Annotated in this window: 18 protein-coding genes; all 18 read right to left on the reverse strand. The window is 66.2% G+C overall.

Annotated elements, in window-relative coordinates; genetic code table 11:
* Positions 1-48: 48 nt before the first annotated feature.
* Positions 49-2,310, reverse strand: a complete 2,262-nt coding sequence (locus tag DXX99_RS08800; RefSeq protein ID WP_115793121.1) for a hypothetical protein — start codon at positions 2,308-2,310, stop codon at positions 49-51.
* Between the two features lie 189 nt (positions 2,311-2,499).
* The gene (locus tag DXX99_RS08805; protein WP_115793122.1) at positions 2,500-3,051 is read right to left on the reverse strand and encodes a hypothetical protein; all 552 of its coding nucleotides are present in this window, start codon (positions 3,049-3,051) and stop codon (positions 2,500-2,502) included.
* 50 nt (positions 3,052-3,101) lie between these two features.
* Positions 3,102-3,824: a hypothetical protein gene (locus tag DXX99_RS08810; protein WP_115793123.1), complete on the reverse strand. Its 723-nt coding sequence runs from the start codon at positions 3,822-3,824 to the stop codon at positions 3,102-3,104.
* The gene (locus DXX99_RS08815) at positions 3,763-4,608 is read right to left on the reverse strand and encodes a helix-turn-helix transcriptional regulator (RefSeq protein WP_115793124.1); all 846 of its coding nucleotides are present in this window, start codon (positions 4,606-4,608) and stop codon (positions 3,763-3,765) included. The genes DXX99_RS08810 and DXX99_RS08815 overlap by 62 nt, the downstream gene beginning before the upstream one ends.
* A gap of 81 nt (positions 4,609-4,689) precedes the next feature.
* Positions 4,690-6,012, reverse strand: a complete 1,323-nt coding sequence (locus tag DXX99_RS11725; RefSeq protein ID WP_205664680.1) for a ParB N-terminal domain-containing protein — start codon at positions 6,010-6,012, stop codon at positions 4,690-4,692.
* A gap of 90 nt (positions 6,013-6,102) precedes the next feature.
* The gene (locus tag DXX99_RS08825) at positions 6,103-7,593 is read right to left on the reverse strand and encodes a hypothetical protein (RefSeq protein ID WP_115793125.1); all 1,491 of its coding nucleotides are present in this window, start codon (positions 7,591-7,593) and stop codon (positions 6,103-6,105) included.
* 467 nt (positions 7,594-8,060) lie between these two features.
* A complete protein-coding gene (locus DXX99_RS08830; RefSeq protein WP_115793126.1) occupies positions 8,061-8,684 on the reverse strand; it encodes a hypothetical protein in 624 nt (207 codons plus the stop codon).
* 27 nt (positions 8,685-8,711) lie between these two features.
* Positions 8,712-9,827 carry a DNA polymerase III subunit beta gene (dnaN, locus tag DXX99_RS08835; protein WP_115793127.1) on the reverse strand — a complete coding sequence of 372 codons (1,116 nt, stop codon included), beginning with the start codon at positions 9,825-9,827 and terminating at the stop codon, positions 8,712-8,714.
* A 3-nt stretch (positions 9,828-9,830) separates the two neighbouring features.
* Complete coding sequence (locus DXX99_RS08840) at positions 9,831-10,799, reverse strand: ADP-ribosylglycohydrolase family protein (protein WP_115793128.1); 969 nt, start codon at positions 10,797-10,799, stop codon at positions 9,831-9,833.
* Entirely contained in the window at positions 10,796-11,107 is a 312-nt protein-coding gene (locus DXX99_RS08845; RefSeq protein ID WP_115793129.1) for a hypothetical protein, read from the reverse strand. Before DXX99_RS08845 ends, DXX99_RS08840 begins: the two co-directional genes overlap by 4 nt.
* Positions 11,108-11,148: 41 nt before the next feature.
* Positions 11,149-11,889 carry a PHP domain-containing protein gene (locus DXX99_RS08850; protein WP_115793130.1) on the reverse strand — a complete coding sequence of 247 codons (741 nt, stop codon included), beginning with the start codon at positions 11,887-11,889 and terminating at the stop codon, positions 11,149-11,151.
* The gene (locus tag DXX99_RS08855; protein WP_115793131.1) at positions 11,861-12,070 is read right to left on the reverse strand and encodes a hypothetical protein; all 210 of its coding nucleotides are present in this window, start codon (positions 12,068-12,070) and stop codon (positions 11,861-11,863) included. Before DXX99_RS08855 ends, DXX99_RS08850 begins: the two co-directional genes overlap by 29 nt.
* Before the next feature lie 56 nt (positions 12,071-12,126).
* Entirely contained in the window at positions 12,127-13,125 is a 999-nt protein-coding gene (locus tag DXX99_RS08860) for a DUF4417 domain-containing protein (protein WP_115793132.1), read from the reverse strand.
* Entirely contained in the window at positions 13,107-13,715 is a 609-nt protein-coding gene (locus tag DXX99_RS08865; RefSeq protein WP_205664681.1) for a ParB/RepB/Spo0J family partition protein, read from the reverse strand. The genes DXX99_RS08860 and DXX99_RS08865 overlap by 19 nt, the downstream gene beginning before the upstream one ends.
* Positions 13,663-14,055 carry a helix-turn-helix domain-containing protein gene (locus tag DXX99_RS08870; protein ID WP_165847797.1) on the reverse strand — a complete coding sequence of 131 codons (393 nt, stop codon included), beginning with the start codon at positions 14,053-14,055 and terminating at the stop codon, positions 13,663-13,665. The genes DXX99_RS08865 and DXX99_RS08870 overlap by 53 nt, the downstream gene beginning before the upstream one ends.
* Before the next feature lie 76 nt (positions 14,056-14,131).
* On the reverse strand, positions 14,132-14,404 hold the full coding sequence (locus DXX99_RS08875; RefSeq protein ID WP_115793135.1) for an HU family DNA-binding protein: 273 nt from the start codon (positions 14,402-14,404) through the stop codon (positions 14,132-14,134).
* A gap of 15 nt (positions 14,405-14,419) precedes the next feature.
* Positions 14,420-16,030: an IS200/IS605 family accessory protein TnpB-related protein gene (locus DXX99_RS08880; protein ID WP_115793136.1), complete on the reverse strand. Its 1,611-nt coding sequence runs from the start codon at positions 16,028-16,030 to the stop codon at positions 14,420-14,422.
* A gap of 89 nt (positions 16,031-16,119) precedes the next feature.
* Positions 16,120-16,412: site-specific DNA-methyltransferase (locus DXX99_RS11730; protein ID WP_205664682.1), on the reverse strand; the 293-nt coding region annotated here is incomplete at its 5' end.

Consider the following 16,412-nt stretch of genomic DNA (forward strand, 5'->3'; position numbering starts at 1 on the left):
AAAAAAGAAGAGGGCCGGCAGTCTTCCTGCCGGCTGCCCCCGGCCCGGCTACTTCTTCTTCCGCACCCGGACGACCTCTTCCACCGGGCGCCCGCCGAGCTCCTTCACGCCGACCTTCGCGAAGCTGTCCAGGACCCTCTCCCGGTCGGCCGCGGAGTCCACGAAGATGTACCGCGGCGGGTGTATGCCCAGCAGGTCGATGCCGTTCTTGAACATCACCTGCCCGCCCCACTGCGGGTCGATGTGAGAGTATCTCACCCACCACCCAAGCTTTTCCACATCCGTGGTCTTCTCGTACTTCGAGTAGTGCGACTCGGGGTTGACCGCGCCGAAGGCGTCGTCCTTGGTAGCAAACCAGTCCGACCGGGTGAGCAGGACCTCCGGGTCCCACACGATGTCAAACTCTCCCTGCCTGGACTCGGGGCGGATGAAGGTGAACGCGTAGCTCGCCCCACCGCTCTTCATGTCTTCCAACGGGGAAGTGGTGTTGACCTTTACCCCCATGCGGGCACGGACCTCACCGCACGCCAGGAACCCCCCGCTCTCGATCAGGCGGCACAGTCTTTCTACCTTATCCTTGCCGGTCGAGATCCTGTGGGTGATCACGAAGCCCTTGAGGGCTTCTTTCACCTTGTCGGCCGTGAGGTCAAACCGGTTCCAGAAGTGGTAGCCTTTCTTACCTGAGGCCGCCAGCGGCCGCGGCTGGTAGGCGGGGAGCCCTTCCAGCCCCCCCTCCGGCAGGCCGAGCTTCTTCTCGAAGAAGCGCTTGAGGAGTCCCGCCCGGCAGCGCAGCAGGCGCCGCTGGTTCTCCAGCACCAGGCTCTTGGCGAGGACGGTCATCTCCTCCTCCGAGAGGTGCGCGGCCGCCTCTTCGAGCCGGGCCAGCGCCTCGGCCTCGTACTTTTTCTCGGCCTCGCCCACCGCCCTGCCGATCTCCCTGTACTCCGGGTCGCCCGTGAGGCCCTGTGCCCAGGCGTTGCGCTCGAGGTACATCACCTCGACCTCCTCGGCGGAGGTGACCGGGCTGGCGTGCAGGTGGAGGAGGGAGAGCTTCTCGAGGGCCGCGTGGCCGTCGGGCTGCCCGGGCGGGCCGACGAGCTCCACGGTCCCGCGCAGGGAGTAGGGGACCGGGTCCCTGCTGGGGTGGTATATCAGCCTGTAGCCGTCCCCCAGGTCGATCTCGTACTCCTCGCCGAGGAAGGAGTCCCGCAGGCGCTTCTCGCCGTCCCAGTAGAGCCGCCCCTCCCTCTCCTCGGCGGCGGGCCTCGACCCCGTGAGCTTCTTCGCCTTGAAGCCGCCCGCCACCTCGTACTCGTCCTCTTCTTTGGGGGAGGGGGTGAACCGGGTGAACGTCCCCCCGGGGTAGATCTCGTAGGTCTTCTTTCCCTCCTCCACCGCCCTCTCCAGCACGGCGACGTACTGCTCGTAGGTTTGCTTCATCTCCTGCTCCTGCGGCGTGGAGGGGTTGAAGGAGGAGAGCCGGGCCTTGAGCTTCGCGATCCTCTCCAGCGTGTGCTTCGGGACGGGGGTGCCCTCCCCGATGTGGTGGTTGACGCTCTTCGCCGCCAGGAGGATGTCGTCCCAGAAGGTGTCGGACGGCAGCGGCCCCGGCGGGGCCTTCTCGTCCACCGCCAGCGCGTCCATGAGCTTCGCCTCCGCCTCGGGGCGCAGCTTCCCGAAGAGGACCAGCCTGCCCTTACCGGGGTCCGCCGGGTCGTGGCAGAAGACGGCGGTGAGGGTCTGGTCTTCTATGTCGGGCCCGGCGACCATGAGCGGCTTGCCGAGCGCCCCCGCTTCCTTGACGTCGTCCCAGAAACCGGGGTCGAGGGGGGACACCTCCCGCAGCCATGCGGGCTGCGCGGCCTGCTCCGCCGCCACGTCCACGGCGGCCAGTCCTGCCAGCACGGACCACGCTTCGCCGCTCCCTCCCTCGGTGCTGAGACCGAGGGCCTGCGCCACCTGTTGGGTCCCGGCGGCCACTTCTTCAGGGGTGGCCTTCCCCTCCAGTACTGCGGCCACTCCTACCTTGGCGTACTCGGCGAAGACCTGCTGGGCGGTCGCCGGGTCGGCCTTCAGCTCCCCGGCCTTGGCGGCGACGGCACCGGTCAGGGCCTTAAAGTCGGAGCCCTCCCCTTTTGCGTAATAGGATTCGAAGGAGCCGTAGAGCTCCTTCAGGGCCTGGCCGAACGCAGAGGGAGACAGGTGCCCCGTTTCGAACGGGGGGGCTGTCAGGTCCTTCCCGGTGTCTTTGGCAGAGGGGGCGTAGTGGACCTGGGCCTTCTTTCTGCTCTTCTTCTTCCCGCCGCCCACGCGCGACGCACCCCCTTCGGACGAGAGCCTTTTCAAAAAAAAGCCCGGCAAGAAAGCCGGGCGGGTTCTTTAAGACCAGCCAAGATTTCCCCTGGCGGCCCGGCGGGTTCCCGGTCAGGGCCTGCCGCAACTCTTCCGGTTTCTGGAAGCCGAGCAGGATCACCTTTCCGTCCGCCAGGAAGAGTTCCACTACTTCCGTCCCCCAAAACAGAACTCCGCGCACTTCCTGAGCAGGGAGTACGCGCCCAGGTCTCCCCCGCACGCCCGGGCAGGACCGCCGCGCAGGGCCGCCTCCCGCCCAAGGTGCCAGGCGAGCTCCCGCACGTCCAGCGCCACGAGCTCTTCCCCTCTCAGGAGCCAGAGGCACACCACCACCCCGGGACGCAAAACCTCTAGCGCCTCCTCCGCCAGGGACAGCGCCACACCCTCGCCCACCGCCAGGACCTTGGCGATCACGGGTGGCTCGAAGTCTTTAAGCACTTCCCGCAGGAGTCCCTGATACGGGAAGAGGAAGAGCCACTGAAAGCCCTCCGCGTCCCTGAAGGCGAAGCCGCCGCGCACGGCCCGGCTCTCCCCGCCCAGCTCCCGCAGCCACAGGTCGGCCCCGGCGGCCAGGACCCACCACATGGCCCTTCTCACCTCCTCACCCGGCGGCCAGAAAGAGTCGGCCTCCCGGGCGCGGGCGAGGTGGCGCTCCGCCTGCGTGAACCTCCCCCTCGCCAGCGCAAGCTCCCGCGACACCGCCGCAACACCTCCAAAAAGAAGAAAAGCCCGGCAAGAAAGCCGGGCGGTCAGGCGACCGGGTGCCCGCCGTCCAGGTCCACCACCGGCCCCCTCAGCGCCGTCTCCACGTGCCTCTTGTACCTCTCCAGCAGCGCGAGCCACCTCTGGGCTTCCAGGTAGTGCCCGGAGAGGTCGGAGCAGGCGGCGAGGTGCGCGACCTCCGCCTCTTCCTTCTCCAGGGCCAGCATGAGCTTCCTCAGCTTTGCCAGGAGTTCGAAGGCAGGACGCCTGCGCCTGAGGTCCATGTCGAGGAGGTTCCTTTGGGCGCTGAGCCGCCGCACCTCCTCTTCCAGCTGCTCCTTTTCCTTTCGCAGCCGTTCCAGTTCCCGTACCAGGGCTTCTCTCTCGGTCCGGAATTCTTCCTCAACTGCTCCCGTCTCTCCGGACGGGAAACCCTTCTCGGCCTGGAACACCTCTTTACCGGCCTGCAGGTGTTCCGGCCCGAGCCCTGGCATCTCCTTCTCAGTCCGCAGTCTTCTCCCGGCGGCGGTCCTAACCGCTCCCGCCTCTCCGGACAGAGAACCCGGTTTGGCCGACCTTCTCCCGTCGCGCAGGCACTCCCTCGCCCTCTCCCTCGCCCGGTCGATGCTGAGCTCCCCCCTGAGGAAGGCGTCGAAGTCGGCAGGAGAGAGGTGCCGGGCCAGGAAGAGGGCGCAGCTGACCGTGCCTTCAGGCGCCCCGAACTTCCTGGCCGCCTCCGAGCAGGTAATCGTGGGGTAGTCCCTCAGCAACCTTGCCAGTTCCCTGACCTTCCGGCCTTGCGTCTGCACCGCTTACACCCCTCCCCAGGTGGCGCTGCTGCTCCTCCACCAACATCCCCGCTTCGGCAAGGGAGACCCCCAGGAAGCGGGCCACCGCAGGCAGGTTCCGGGCGTGGGGGACATGGCGGCCGGTCTCCCAGTCACCGTAAGTCTTCCTGGCGACGCCACACTCCTTAGCAGCCCCTTCCTGGGTGAGCCCGAGGTCGAGCCGCCTCGCGAGCAGGTTCACCGCCAGCGGACCGGCGTCCCGGACTAACTCGCCGAAGTCCAGGGACTCGATGAGTTCTTCCACCTGCGACACGACCTTCGCAGGCAGGCGGCTGAAGCGCCGCGCGCCGGTAGCCTTCAGCACCCGCACGGTGGCGCGTCCGAAGACCGCCGGGAAGAGGAGCCCCGCCTTTTTCTCGCCGTAACGGTCACACCACTTGCGGGCCTTCTCCCTGAGCCTGCCGAGCAGCCTCTCCTCGACCTCGACGCTCACCGGGACCTTCTCCGGCAGCTCCAGGACGCTCCCCATCCCCCCGTACTCCTTCAGGGCCTCCGCGTCCTCGTCGATCCGCCGCTTGAGCTCGAAGAGCTCCCTGTTCTGCCGGGCGACTTCGAGGAGTGCCGCCTCCACCGCCCTGACCGCCAGCTCCGCCGCCTGCCTCGCGTGCGTCTCCAGGACGGGGGCGAGTCTGTCCAGGAGCTCTCCCGGCGAAGGAAGCAGCGGCATCGCGGGGAGACCAGGCCTTTCCAGGTCGTGCCTCTCCAAAGGAAACCACCTCCGGAAACCGTGTCCTGAAAAAGAGAGGTGCGGCCTTCTTGCCGCACCCTCCTCCGGAACGCTCCGTGTTTAATGCCTGTGGAGCTCGATGTCCACGACCTTGCCCCTGCTCACCGCCCGCTCGATGTGATCTATGTAGCGCTTGAAGACCGAGACCCAGCGCCTGGACTCGATGTAGCAGTTCGTGAGGTCCGAGACCTCCGCCAGCTGGACCAGTTCCTCCTCTTCCCTCTCCAGCATGGTGACGAGCTTCCGGATCTTATTGAGGAAGGCCACCGACGAGCGCAGGCGCTTGAGATCTTTCTCCAGGAGCTCCTTCTCAGCCCTCATCCGCCTAATATCCTCTTCGGATGCTCCAGCTTCCGAGAGCTTTCGTTCGAGTTCCCTGATCCTCGCCTCCTGCTCCCTGAGCTTCGCCTCTTGCTCCTTCACCTTCTTTTCCAGCTCCGGGTCGGGCCTGTATACGACCTTCTCGACTTCGACCGGAACTTCCACCACCTTCTCCACCACCTGGGGCTGCCGTGTCCTCAGCTCTTCCAGCTCCCGCCTCAGCCTCTCGACCTCGGCCCTGTACCTCTCCGCTTCAGCGGTCCCCGCCTTCGCCTCCGCGAGGGCCTTCTCGGCCTCGGCGAGTCTCGCGGCCAGCTCCTCCGCCCTGCGCCTCTCGGCCTCGGCGCGCGCTTCGGCCTCTTCCGCGGCCTTTTCGACGGCCTCCAGCCTTGCCTTGAGCTCCTGGTAGGCCCGGTGGATGCTGATCTCCCCGGCGTCGAGCCTGCGGATCAGCTCGGGGTCGGCGTGCTCGGCGATGAACTTGGCCTTGCGGTAAGTCTCACCGGAACCAAAACCGACCAGTTCGGCAATCTTATCACGCGTTTTACCGCTGCCCAGAAGACTTTCCGCACCGGTGACCTCAGCTTCTTCCCGAGTGTCAGGATTCTGACACTCGGCAACCATTTTCTGGTATTCCCGAGGTGCAAAATTTTGCACGTCGGTAACCATATCCTGGTTATTCTGGTATTGCTTTAAGTTCGACAGGCTCCGCTCCCGGGCCAGGGCTGCCCTTATGCGCTCCAGCCGCTGGGCGTAGTCCATCCGCTCCGAGAAGGTGAAGTCCTTGCGGTTCTCGTTCTCGGAGATCTCCAGCAGGAGCTGGTGTTCGGCGTCGCGCGGGGCCATGACCTTGACCGGTATCTCCTCCCAGCCCAGGAGCTGGCAGGCCCTCACGCGCCTCTCCCCCGCGATCAGCACGTTGTCCGGCGTGACCACCGGGAAGTTGATGAGCCCGTTCCTCTCTATGTCCCGCGCCAGCTCCTCCAGGTCGCCCAGGTCCTTCCTGATGCGGTCCAGGATCTTGATGTCGGCTATCCGGATCCTCCTGATGCACTCCTCCACAGGAACCACTCCCCATCCAGGACTGGTCTCAAAAAAAAAGAAAAAGCCCAGCTTCCCTACCGGGCATCAAAAGGCAGAAGCCGGTGGTAATCAGAACGCCGGTACCTGGCCCAGCACTTCACCGAAGAACCCGGCGAAGTCCCGCCGCAGGCCGTTCTTCCTCTCCACGGCGCGCCGCAGGAACTCCTCGCCCACCTCCTCGGGCGAGGGCTGCCTGCCCAGCCTCTCGGCCGCGAACTTCGCCATCCTCTGCCACCAGGCGACCTCTTCTTTCCTCGGGCTCTTCACCGCCGCTTCCACCAGCGGCCGCAGGAGCTCCCTGTACTCGTCGTCCGGGATCCTTTCGAAGACTTCAATCACGGGCAGGGCATCGTAAGGGTTGAGCTGCACCTTGCCCTCGCGCGCCGCCCGGTAGAGCGCGTAGTAGACCGGCGGCGGCGCGCCGTACTTCCTGTTCGGGTGGTAGTTCAGGTCCAGCCGGTCTTCCCCGAAGTACTTGAACGCCTGGCCCTTGTCGACGTTCACCATGGCCCCCGACGGGGTCGTGATGAAGTTGTCGTGCTTCGCGTCGAAGTCTCCAATTGCCCAGGAGACGACGTGCTGCCTCACGAGCTCCCGGACCTGCGCCGGGGAGTACTTGGCCGGGTCGGGGCCGAGGGGCTGGGCGTTCTCCACGAAGGGCTGCAGGCTCCCCACCCCCTGGTCGGTCTCGACGGTGAAGACCGGGAGGGTGCCGACGCCCACCCGCCGGGCGATGTTCGCGGCGACGGACTCGACGGCGGCCTTGACCCCGCCGGTGTTCTTGTCCGGCTTGAAGAGCCACCTGCGCCCCTTTTCGTCCGTGTAGAAGTGCTTTTCGTGTACCCCGCCCAGGTGGGACGCCGGGCCCGCGTAGCTGAGCTTGAGCTGGGCGACTTCCTCGGCCCCCACGTCGGGCAGGGACTCCTTGACAGCACGGCGGAACTTGAAGACGTCGATGATCCGCCTGACCTTCTGGGAGAAGTCGGACGCCCCGAGCTTGAGGTTGGCGCTGCCCTTAGCGACCTTCTCCTTAGCCTTCTGGATGAGGGAGAGGACGTCGAGGGCGGGGAAGGCAACTGTTACCGTGCCGTCCGGGGAGGCCTGCATGAACGCCGCCACGGCACCGGCCTCTGCCTGCGACAGCCTCTCCCGCTCTTCCGCGGGGAGGGCGGCCGCGTCGGCCTCAGCGGCGGGGGCCGTCTCCTGGACGGTGGTCTCTGCCGCGTCCGGGTAGGCGGGGTTCGCGACCGCGCCCAGCACGGGGGACCCGGCCAGGACCGCCCCGTGCTTGACCTTCTTCTTGGCTACCGCCGCCGCGACCTGGGCCGCCTTCGGCCACTTGGCCATTATACCGGCCGCAAAGGCCGCCAGGACGGGGGACGAGCCTTTAGGGGCCGCCGAGACCGCCTTGTCCAAGCCTTCGTACCCCGCGGCCGTCGGGGACAGGTCGCCGGGGGCCTGGGGCTTGGCCGCGCCCGGGGGGACACCGGCGCCGCCCGTGCCCCCGCCGACAAACGCCAGCGCCGCCGCCTTCTTGCCCTTCTTCTTCCCGCCGCCCACGGATTACACACCTCACTTCCCGAAACGGGGGTTCGCTTAAAAAAAGAAGAACCGCCCTGTGCGATCCAGGGCGGTTTGAATTTTCGATGTCGTAACTGTCGTAACTGCCGTAACTACGCGGGTTTCCGGGTTCGGTTTGTCGTAACCTTGCCGTATCTGCTGAACTTGCGCAAGAATTTACAGGTAACACAGGTAACAAGGTAACACCTTGTCCTTCCTGGCCTCACCGGGTAACTTCTAGGTAATGGGGGTAATGGAAGTTCCTTCCATCTTCCCGGTTCCTCAAAACCAAAGGTGTAACAGGTGTAACTGGTGTAACCAGGCGGCTTTCGGGTTCGTCCGCCGGTGTAACATTTTGTAAGTGGTGTAACCACGCAGGTTTGCAGGTTTCCCCGTACGTTGGGTCCGGATGAATTAGCCTACCATCCATTAAAACATACCACACGTGCCATAGAAAAAGCAACCGGCTATTCCCCGGCTTCGATCTCCGCCTGCCCCCACGCTTCCCATATCACCGTCTGCTCGGCCGAGGCCCGCTGGCCGAGCTCCGAGAGGTAGCGCCAGAGCGACACCCCCGCCGGCGGGGGAGGGACGAAGTCCACGTAGAGGTCGGGGGCCGACGCCACCGCTTCCTCGTCGGACGCGGTGTCGGGGTCGAAGCACACCCGCTCGAAGACCTGCACCCCGACCGTCACCCCGTTGGCGTTTTCGGCGTGGTACTCCAGCGCCCCCGGCATGTCTTCCGGCGGGATGCTCCGCAGCACGCCGGGCCAGTACCGGCCCAGCCGCCAGTCGGGGTAGCCGCCGAGCTCGGGGTCGTAGGCGGGCTTTTCCTCGGGGGTGTAGAAGAACGTGGGGACCTCCCGCCACACCCACCGCCCGTCCCCGAGGACGACGGCCAGGGCCACGGGCCACTCGGGGCCCAGGCCGTGGAACTCGTCGGGGAAGGGCCTTTCCAGGAAGCGGTAGACCCTCACCCTCTCCCCGGGCCGGAACAGGTAATCCAGCATGGCCTCCTTGTCCAGCCCCGGGGAGCTGAAGTACGCGAACTCGATCTTCCTCTCGATCTCACGCACGCGGTCCCTGTTCAAAGCGATTTCCCCCCTTACTATCCCAAACTACACCAGCCTCAGCGGCAGCACCAGGGCCAGGTACTCCGGGCGGCCGGCCGAGGTTATGGTTGCCGGGGCCATAGGGCCGTAGAGGAAGACCAGTACCTCTGCCTCACGGTCCAGCACCCGCAGGGCCTCCATGAGGTAGTCGGCGTTGAAGGCCAAGGTGAGGTCTTCCCCTTCCGCCCAGCCGTCTACATGCTCCCTGAACTCCCCCGCCTCGCTGCGGGCTTCGAGCCTTACCCCTTCTCCCTCTTTGACCAGAAAGACCGCCGGGACGCCGGAAGCGCTGGCCCGGGCTATGACGCGCGCCCGCTCAAGGCAAGAGAGCAAGGCGCCGACGGTCGAAGTGAGGGAAGTCGCGGGAGGATCCTTGGGCAGGGCCTGCTGCCAGTCGGGAAATTTGCCCTCGATCAGCCGCGACTGGAGCTCCACCTCTTCCCAGTAGAAGGAGGCCGTAGTCCTGCCCAGCCGCACCTCCCTGGGGTCTCCCCCAAGGAGCCTCCCCAGCACCAGGACCTCCTTCAGGTGCTGGGCGGGCACCACCCGCGACTCCGGCTTCGGCTCTTCCCCCGGGCGGAAGACCGCCAGCCGGTGCCCGTCGGTAGCCGCGAGGGTGAGGGGGGCGCCGGGGGTGAAGGAGAACTCCACGCCGGTGAACACGGGTCGCAGGTCGTCCGCGGCCGCGGCGTAGAGGACGCAGCGCAGCGCGTCCAGCAGCCCCTCCCCCGGGAACTCCAGGACTTCCTCCGCACTCTGCTCCATCAGGGGGAACTCTCTGGGGTCCATGCCGGTAAGGCGGGCCTCCCCGCCGGGGTAGGAGAGTAAAACTTGATTCGACCCGGCCTGCCTGAGCTCCACCGGGGAGTCCTCCGGCAGGCGGCGCACCAGGTCGAAGGTCTCCTTGGCCGGCAGCCAGAGCTCCCCTTCCTCCTCCAGGTTAACCCGAGGCAGCTGCACCGTTACCTGAACATCAAGGTCGGTAGCGGTGGCAGTAAGCTTGTCCCCTTCCTTCCGGAAGAGTATCCCGGCAAGCTGCGGCATGGAAGGTTTGGAGGGGATACAGCGCAGGCAGACGCTCAGGACTCTCTCCAGGTCCTCTTGGCTCATGATCAACTGCAAGGCTCAATCCCTCCCCTCGATTTCGATCCTTTCGCGTGCTAGCCTGGCAAGCTCCCCGGCTGCGGTGTCGAGGCGCGCCCGCTGGCCCTCATCAAACTTGTCCAGCCAGCGCCGCGGTATAGCTTCATACCCGTACATGACCCCGGCCAGGCCACCGGTCACCGCCCCGACGGTGTCGGCGTCCCCGCCCAGGTTGACCGCCTTCACCACGGCTTCCTCGAAGCTTCCCGAGTTGGCCGCGCACCACAGGGCGCACGCCAGCGTGTCCACCGTGTAGCCGGTGGGCCGCAGCCGCTCCTCCGGCCAGTCAAGCACTCCTGCCAGCTTCCCCGCCAGCGAAGAGGCCGCCCGTCCCAGCTCGCCCAGCGGCGCCTCTTTTTTCATCTCGGCCAGCGCCCGGGCAAAGGCCGCCGGGAGCTCCTTCCCTTCCAGGAAGCCCTGCACCGTGCGGCAGTACAGGAAGCACGTGAGCCCCGCCTCCGGATCCCAGTGGGTCATGCGGGCTACCTCCATGCAGCGCCTGAAGAGTCCGGCCGGGCCGGGGTAGGCGAAGGCCAGCGGCAGCGTCCGCATGAGCGCCCCGTTCCCGGCGGTCATGCCGGTGCGGGCGTGGACCTCGCGGGCCGCCCGGTGCCAGTCCCCCAGCCGGTCGTAGGCGCGGAAGACCGCCCGGACCGTGCCGCCGACGTCCGGCGGGTTCGTGGCCCGCCACCGGAGAAAACCTTCCCCGACGTGTGGGACGGGGTTTTCCGGATCCGCTAGAACCCCCTCGGCCACGGCCAGCATCATCTCTGTGTCGTCCGTCCACTCGCCGGGGCGCAGCCCCAGCCAGCCGCCGCCCACGATGTCCTTCAGGACCCCGTACCTCCGCCGGACTTCCTCGCGGTCCACGAACTCCACCGTCGCGCCCAGGGCATCCCCCACGGCCAGGCCGTAGAGGCCGCCCCGGATTCTGTTGGCCAGGCCGGTCATCCCGCGCCACCTGCCTTCTCCTCTGCCGGGGCAGCTTCCCCTGCCTTAAAGAGGCCCGCCAGCACCTTTTCCACCTCTGCGGCGACCGATTCTCCGGTGAGCTTGCCCAGCGCTTCCATAGGGATGCAGCCCTGGATCTGAATGCAGACGAACACCTTCGGCTCAGCGCACCGCTTCCTGCACTTGTCCCCGTAGCACTTCTCGGCGTGCACGAACGTTCTCAGGCGCGGGGTCAGGGGCGAGAGTATCTGGTCAGCCAGGTAGAGGATCTCGTCGCGCTCCGCTTTTGTGATGTAGCACTTGGGCATCAGGATCAACACCACCTTTCAGGCGGGAGATTTCCGCCGGGCTACAAGTGCCGCGGTGCTCGGCGTGCTTTCTGCAACTTCTTTTGCCTTTCCGCCCGCCTGGAGAGGGCCCTCTCGACCTCTTCCGGGGTGGCCAGCCCCTTTTCGACCAGCCACTCCACCGGCACTTCCACCGAGAAGCCGCCGGGCGAGAAGAGAGAAGCACCCTTCCAGTGCCAGTCGCTGCCCGCGGTCTGGAGGACGAACCGGCCGCACCACTCGGAAGCCCCGTTCAGCCAGGGAGAGACATCGAAGTCCCCGTTCATCCAGTTGCGCGTCTCTATACCGTCCAGCCCGGCCCTCAGGCACATGGAGAGTATGAACGGGGTGAGCAGGCCGTTCCGCCCCGGGTGGGCCAGCACCGCCACGCCCCCCCGGACGTGGACCTCTCCCACCGCTTCCCGCGGCGTGAGGGTGCAGGGCGGCAGGTCTTCCTTCAGGTTGTAGGCCAGGAGGTGCACCCGCCACCCGCCGACAACCGTGGTCAGCTCGACGCCCGGGATCACCAGTATGGGCAGCTTGCACCTTTCGGCCACGCGCTTGGCGAACCAACCCGAAGCGACGCAGTCGTGGTCGGTGACGGCGACCGCATCTATGCCCCTTTCTGCCGCTGCAACCAGGAACTCCGCAATGTCTTCTGCATCGCGCTCTGTCGGCACCCGGGGCGACGTGAAGCTGCAGTAATACCGGTCTGCCAGCGGGTGGGTGTGGAAATCAACGCTCAAGACCTGCACCTTTTTCATTCCTTTCCTGTTCTTTCTCCTCGAGGCCGACGGGCCTGCCTCCGCGCCGCAAGTAGCCGATGTAGCCGCGGATTATCTCCGACACCGTGGTGTCCAGGTCGACCGCCAGGCGGCGCAGGAACCGCCACTCCTCCTCGCTCAGCCGCACCTGCACGGCCTTGACCTTTTCCCCCGTTCTCAAGACTTTCCCTCCCGTAGTGTATTTTTGCTTTCATTATAGCATGAATGCACTACATGTCAAGAAGTCCCCTGCAAAAAATCCAGGAACTGCTCCAGGTTCCGGCGGAAGAGCTCGGGGGCAGGTGCCCCGCCTTTCGCCCCGTCGAGCGTCCTCCCCCGCTGGGCGCGGAGCTGGACCGCCCGGCTGACGAAGACCACGCGGGGCAGGACCTCCCGGACTTCCACCGCCCTCGCCGGGGAGACGCCGTTCACGAAGAAAAGGACCCGGTCTCCCAGCCTCTCCCCCAGGTACCGCAGGCCGGCCAGCAGGAAGTCCCAATCTTCTTTCGTCCGATAAGTCTGGGCGTTGACCGCCACGGCGGGCACGCCCATGGCCTCGATCGCACCGGCCCACCGCGCCAGGTCCTGCCGCGTCCACCAGTAGACGTGCGGGGCCACAGGGACCCCGAGGGCGGCCAGCCGCGCCGCGGCCACGAGGGAGCGCCGCATGTTGAGCAGGTGCTCGAACCGGGGGTGCTCGCCATAAACGCTGAAGTTCGGCCCCAAGACGAGGTCGAAGCCCAGGGAGGCGATCCCCTCCCACACACGGGCCGCGTGCTGGTTCCGCCACAAACCCTCCAGTAGTTCGTCCGGGCCGAAGAGGTGCAGTATGACCTTCTTCCCCTCGGGCAGGCCCAGCTTCTCCCGCGCCTTCCTGCCCCGCCACGCCGGGGCCAGCGTGCCCCCCGGCGTCAGGACGTGGGCGTGCGCCGGGCCGACGGCGTACGCGGGCCAGCCCGCCGCCGCGTCGTACTCCGCCATCCGGCTGCCGTCCACCTCGGGCACCACCGCCGGCCAGTCTTCCGGCACCCCCGGCCACCGGACGGGCACGGCGAGCTCCAGCGTGCCCCCGGCGTCCCACACCCAGTCGGACACGTCCCGGCGCCGGGCACAGCGGACCCCGCACAAGGAGCACGGGCGCGCGCAGAAGGCGTGGGAGCACTCCCCGTGGCAGCCGCCGCAGAGGCTGAAGAAGCGGCACAGGTCGCAGTGGCAGCCTACGGCCGCCGCAGCCACCTCAGCACCTCCTTTCGACCCCCGAAGCCGAGCATCTCGAGCACGCGCTCCCAGGGCGGCGGTCCCCCCGGGCCCGCGGACGCCGCCATCCCCAGCCGGAACGCCGCCAGCCCCGCGGCTACCTCGTACGGGTCCAGCCCCCTCCGCCTTGCATTCTCTTCCAGGCGCAGGGCGGCCCGGACGGCGGGCGGCAGGGGCGGGTAGACCAGGCACCGCGCGGCGGCGAAGTGCGGGTTCCCGGGCCAGAGGCGCCGCCCGAGGAGCATTGCCCGGTGCCGCCTCTCCCCGGCGACGAGGGTGTACGGCAGCCCTCTCCCCGCGTCCCTCTCTTCCACGATAAGGGGCTCGATCAGCCCGACGCGGGCGATACTGGCCGCGAGCTCCAGGAGCCCCCGCTGGTCGAAGCTGCGGCGGGGCTGACCGGGATCTGCCTGTATGTCCTCAGGGTTTAACAGCCGGTACTCCGGCTCGAGGCCGGCGGTGCCGGGGAGGGGCGCGACGTTGCCCGTGCCCGGCGGGGCATCCCCTGCCCTATCTTCACCGGGCAGGGGGGCCTCGAAAAGTTCCTGCTGCACGTACCTCTCGGCCACTCTCACCACCGTCCCTGACCCGTGCCCTCGGCCTTCCCCGGGCCCGGCGCACCCAGGCGAACTTCCTTCCTTTCCCTCCCCCACTCCGGGGCAGGAGGCGTGCCCCCTTCATCGAGAGCATGAAGAGCCGCCGGTGGACGCCCCCGGCCCTCCCGGGGGTGAGCAGCACCACCAGCCCCTCCCGCCGGAGGGTCACGAGGAGCCTCGCGGCGGTGGTGGGGCGACAGCCCAGCTCCCGGGCGAGGTCCCCCCTCGAGAAGACCCCGGCCCCCTCCGGCCCGGCGAGGCGGAGGACGGCCTCCAGGGCCCGCTGCCGGACAATCATAGCTTTCCTCGCCACGGCTATCACCCCGAAAAAAGAAGGGCCGCCGGAAAAGTCTCCCCGGCGGCCCCCGGGACCCAACGCTGCTTCTATACTACTTCACCGATTCCCTGAGCTGCTTACCGGGCCGGAAGCGCACGGCCTTGCCCGCAGGGATGGTGATCTCCTTGCCGGTCTGCGGGTTGCGGGCCTTCTTTTCCTTCGTCTCGATTACCACGAAGGCCCCGAAGCCCGGCACGGCCACCCTCTCCCCGCGGGCCAGCGCCTCCCGGACCGCCCCGAGGAGGGCATCCACGGCCCTGGCCGCGTCGCCCCTCTTCAGCCCGGCCTTCCCGGCCACGGCGGCCACAAGGTCGGCCTTGTTCAAGCCATCACCTGGTTTTCAAAACTGTACAAAAGTATTAGAACACTCTTGCACAGCCGCCCCCGCACCAGGAACGGGAACTGACCTTCTCACCGCCCGCTCCCAGTCCCCCGAAACCAAAATCACTCTCAGGGGAGAAAAGTCCCTCACGGTGCCTTTCACCTGAGGGGACTTTTCGAGAAGCGGGACGGTGAGGGCTGCGGAGAGAACTCGCCAACTTTTCCGCCACCCCGGAGGGTGACCCCTCACCGGCTCCTTCCTTTGGTCGGCCGGATCTCGGGAAACCGGCTCGCTCTCCCCGCTTTGGAGCATGCGTAAGTGTCTTTGAAGGGTCTTTAGTTCACCGCGTGTAGCTGATAGCCGCTTTTTGATGGCCTTTTTCCGCCACTCGTTCCCTTCACCTTTTAGCTCCCGCTTGAGCTCCTTTACCTTTTCCTCTAACTGGGCCAGGGCGTAGAGCAGGTACTCTTCGTCTCGAAAAAGGAGTTTGTAGTTTTCCGGTAGCTTCTCCTCAAAGCCCAGGGCTCTCCTCCCGATCACTAAGGCCCCGGCCACGTCCTTGTCCACCAGGTACTGGGGCGCGTACTTGAGCTTCCCTATCACCGAAGTGTAGGAGGGGTCTTTTTTAGCTACTTCTACCCTGCGCCTCTTTGCCAGGACCTCTATCTTCTCCAGGAGGCTCTTGTAGATCCACCGCTGGAGCTTCTTCCGGAGCTTGGGGAGGCCGTCTCCCCTCCTCCCCTTCGGCAGCTTTTCTAAGTCTTCCATAGCGATGGCCCTGCCCTTTTGCAGGGCCAGGTTGACCACCCGGTGGGCCACCTGCCAGCAGAGGTATTCCCTCTTGTCGTGAGAGGCGGAGATAAGTTCATGAAGGCTTATCCTCTCGTAGCCCACGAGGTTCCCATCAGGGGAAACTTCCGCCAGGGCTAGGTGGAAGGGGTAGGCGTTGACGTCTATCCCTAAGACCCCGTTTCTCAGGGTGACGGTGGCGGGAGGGAACTTTTCTCTGATGCTCACGAGGGCGTAGACCTTGCCATTTCTGAGCTTCAGCTCCACGTCGTAGGGGAACCACTCGCCGGTCTTCTCCGCCTGGTGCAGGCTCCAGATAAAGCCTGTCCACTTGTCCTTTTCTCTTTTGACCGGCCTTACAACCTTAGCCCAGACCCACTGCCTTTCTCCCATGCATATCCGGAGGTAAAGCTCTCCTTCAAGCCAGACGAAGCGGAGGTTGAGGTTCCCCTGCTTGCTCCTGTCTCCCCGGGAATAGAGGTTCCCTTGCCTCCTCTCCCTCCACTCCCGCTTCAGCTCCTCGCGCCTTGAACCGTTCAGGTGCTTCTTTTTGAGCTTCTCGAAGAGGTTCCTGCCACCGAAGACTACCCTGGAAGGGCTCTGGCCCCTCTCCCGGCAGGACTTGAGGACGCTCTGGGCCTTCAAGATGGCGTCATCGGCGTAGCGGGTGTTGATCTGAAAGAGCCCGGCCAGGTGCGACTTTAGCCCGTTCCTCTCGTGACCCTCGAGGAGCCTCTGGTAGCCGTACCTCTCGGCAGAAGAAAACCTCCGCATGAGGTCGAGGACTTTCTGCCTGTCTTCCTCGCTCCGGAACTCTAAAAGACACTGGAGGGTTATCATTTCTTCTTCCCTGCTCCTTACGCTCTTTAGCGAATGAAGGCCTTCACTTCATAACTTAGGCAGTATTATACACATTTCGCTAGAAATTGTCAACTGTTGCCGACCTCCCGGAAGACCAGCACCAGGTGGCCGATGTACATCTCCGGTGTCGGCTCAAGCCCGAGCTGGCCCTCCCACGCCGGGACCTTGACGGGCGAGAGGCCGGGCACCGGGGAGTACTCCACCTCCGGCCAGGGGACGGGCGGGAGGCCGTAGTCGCGCAGGCCGTAGTACGGGGGGGAGGTCACGACGCAGTGGACGCTCCCGTCCGGCAGTTCCCGCAGCACGTCCAGGACATGGCCGAGGTAGAAGCGGTACCTGCCCACCCGGCTACTCCCCCCGC

This window comes from Ammonifex thiophilus, from assembly GCF_003368535.1.
Taxonomy (GTDB): Bacteria; Bacillota; Desulfotomaculia; order Desulfotomaculales; family Ammonificaceae; genus Ammonifex; species Ammonifex thiophilus.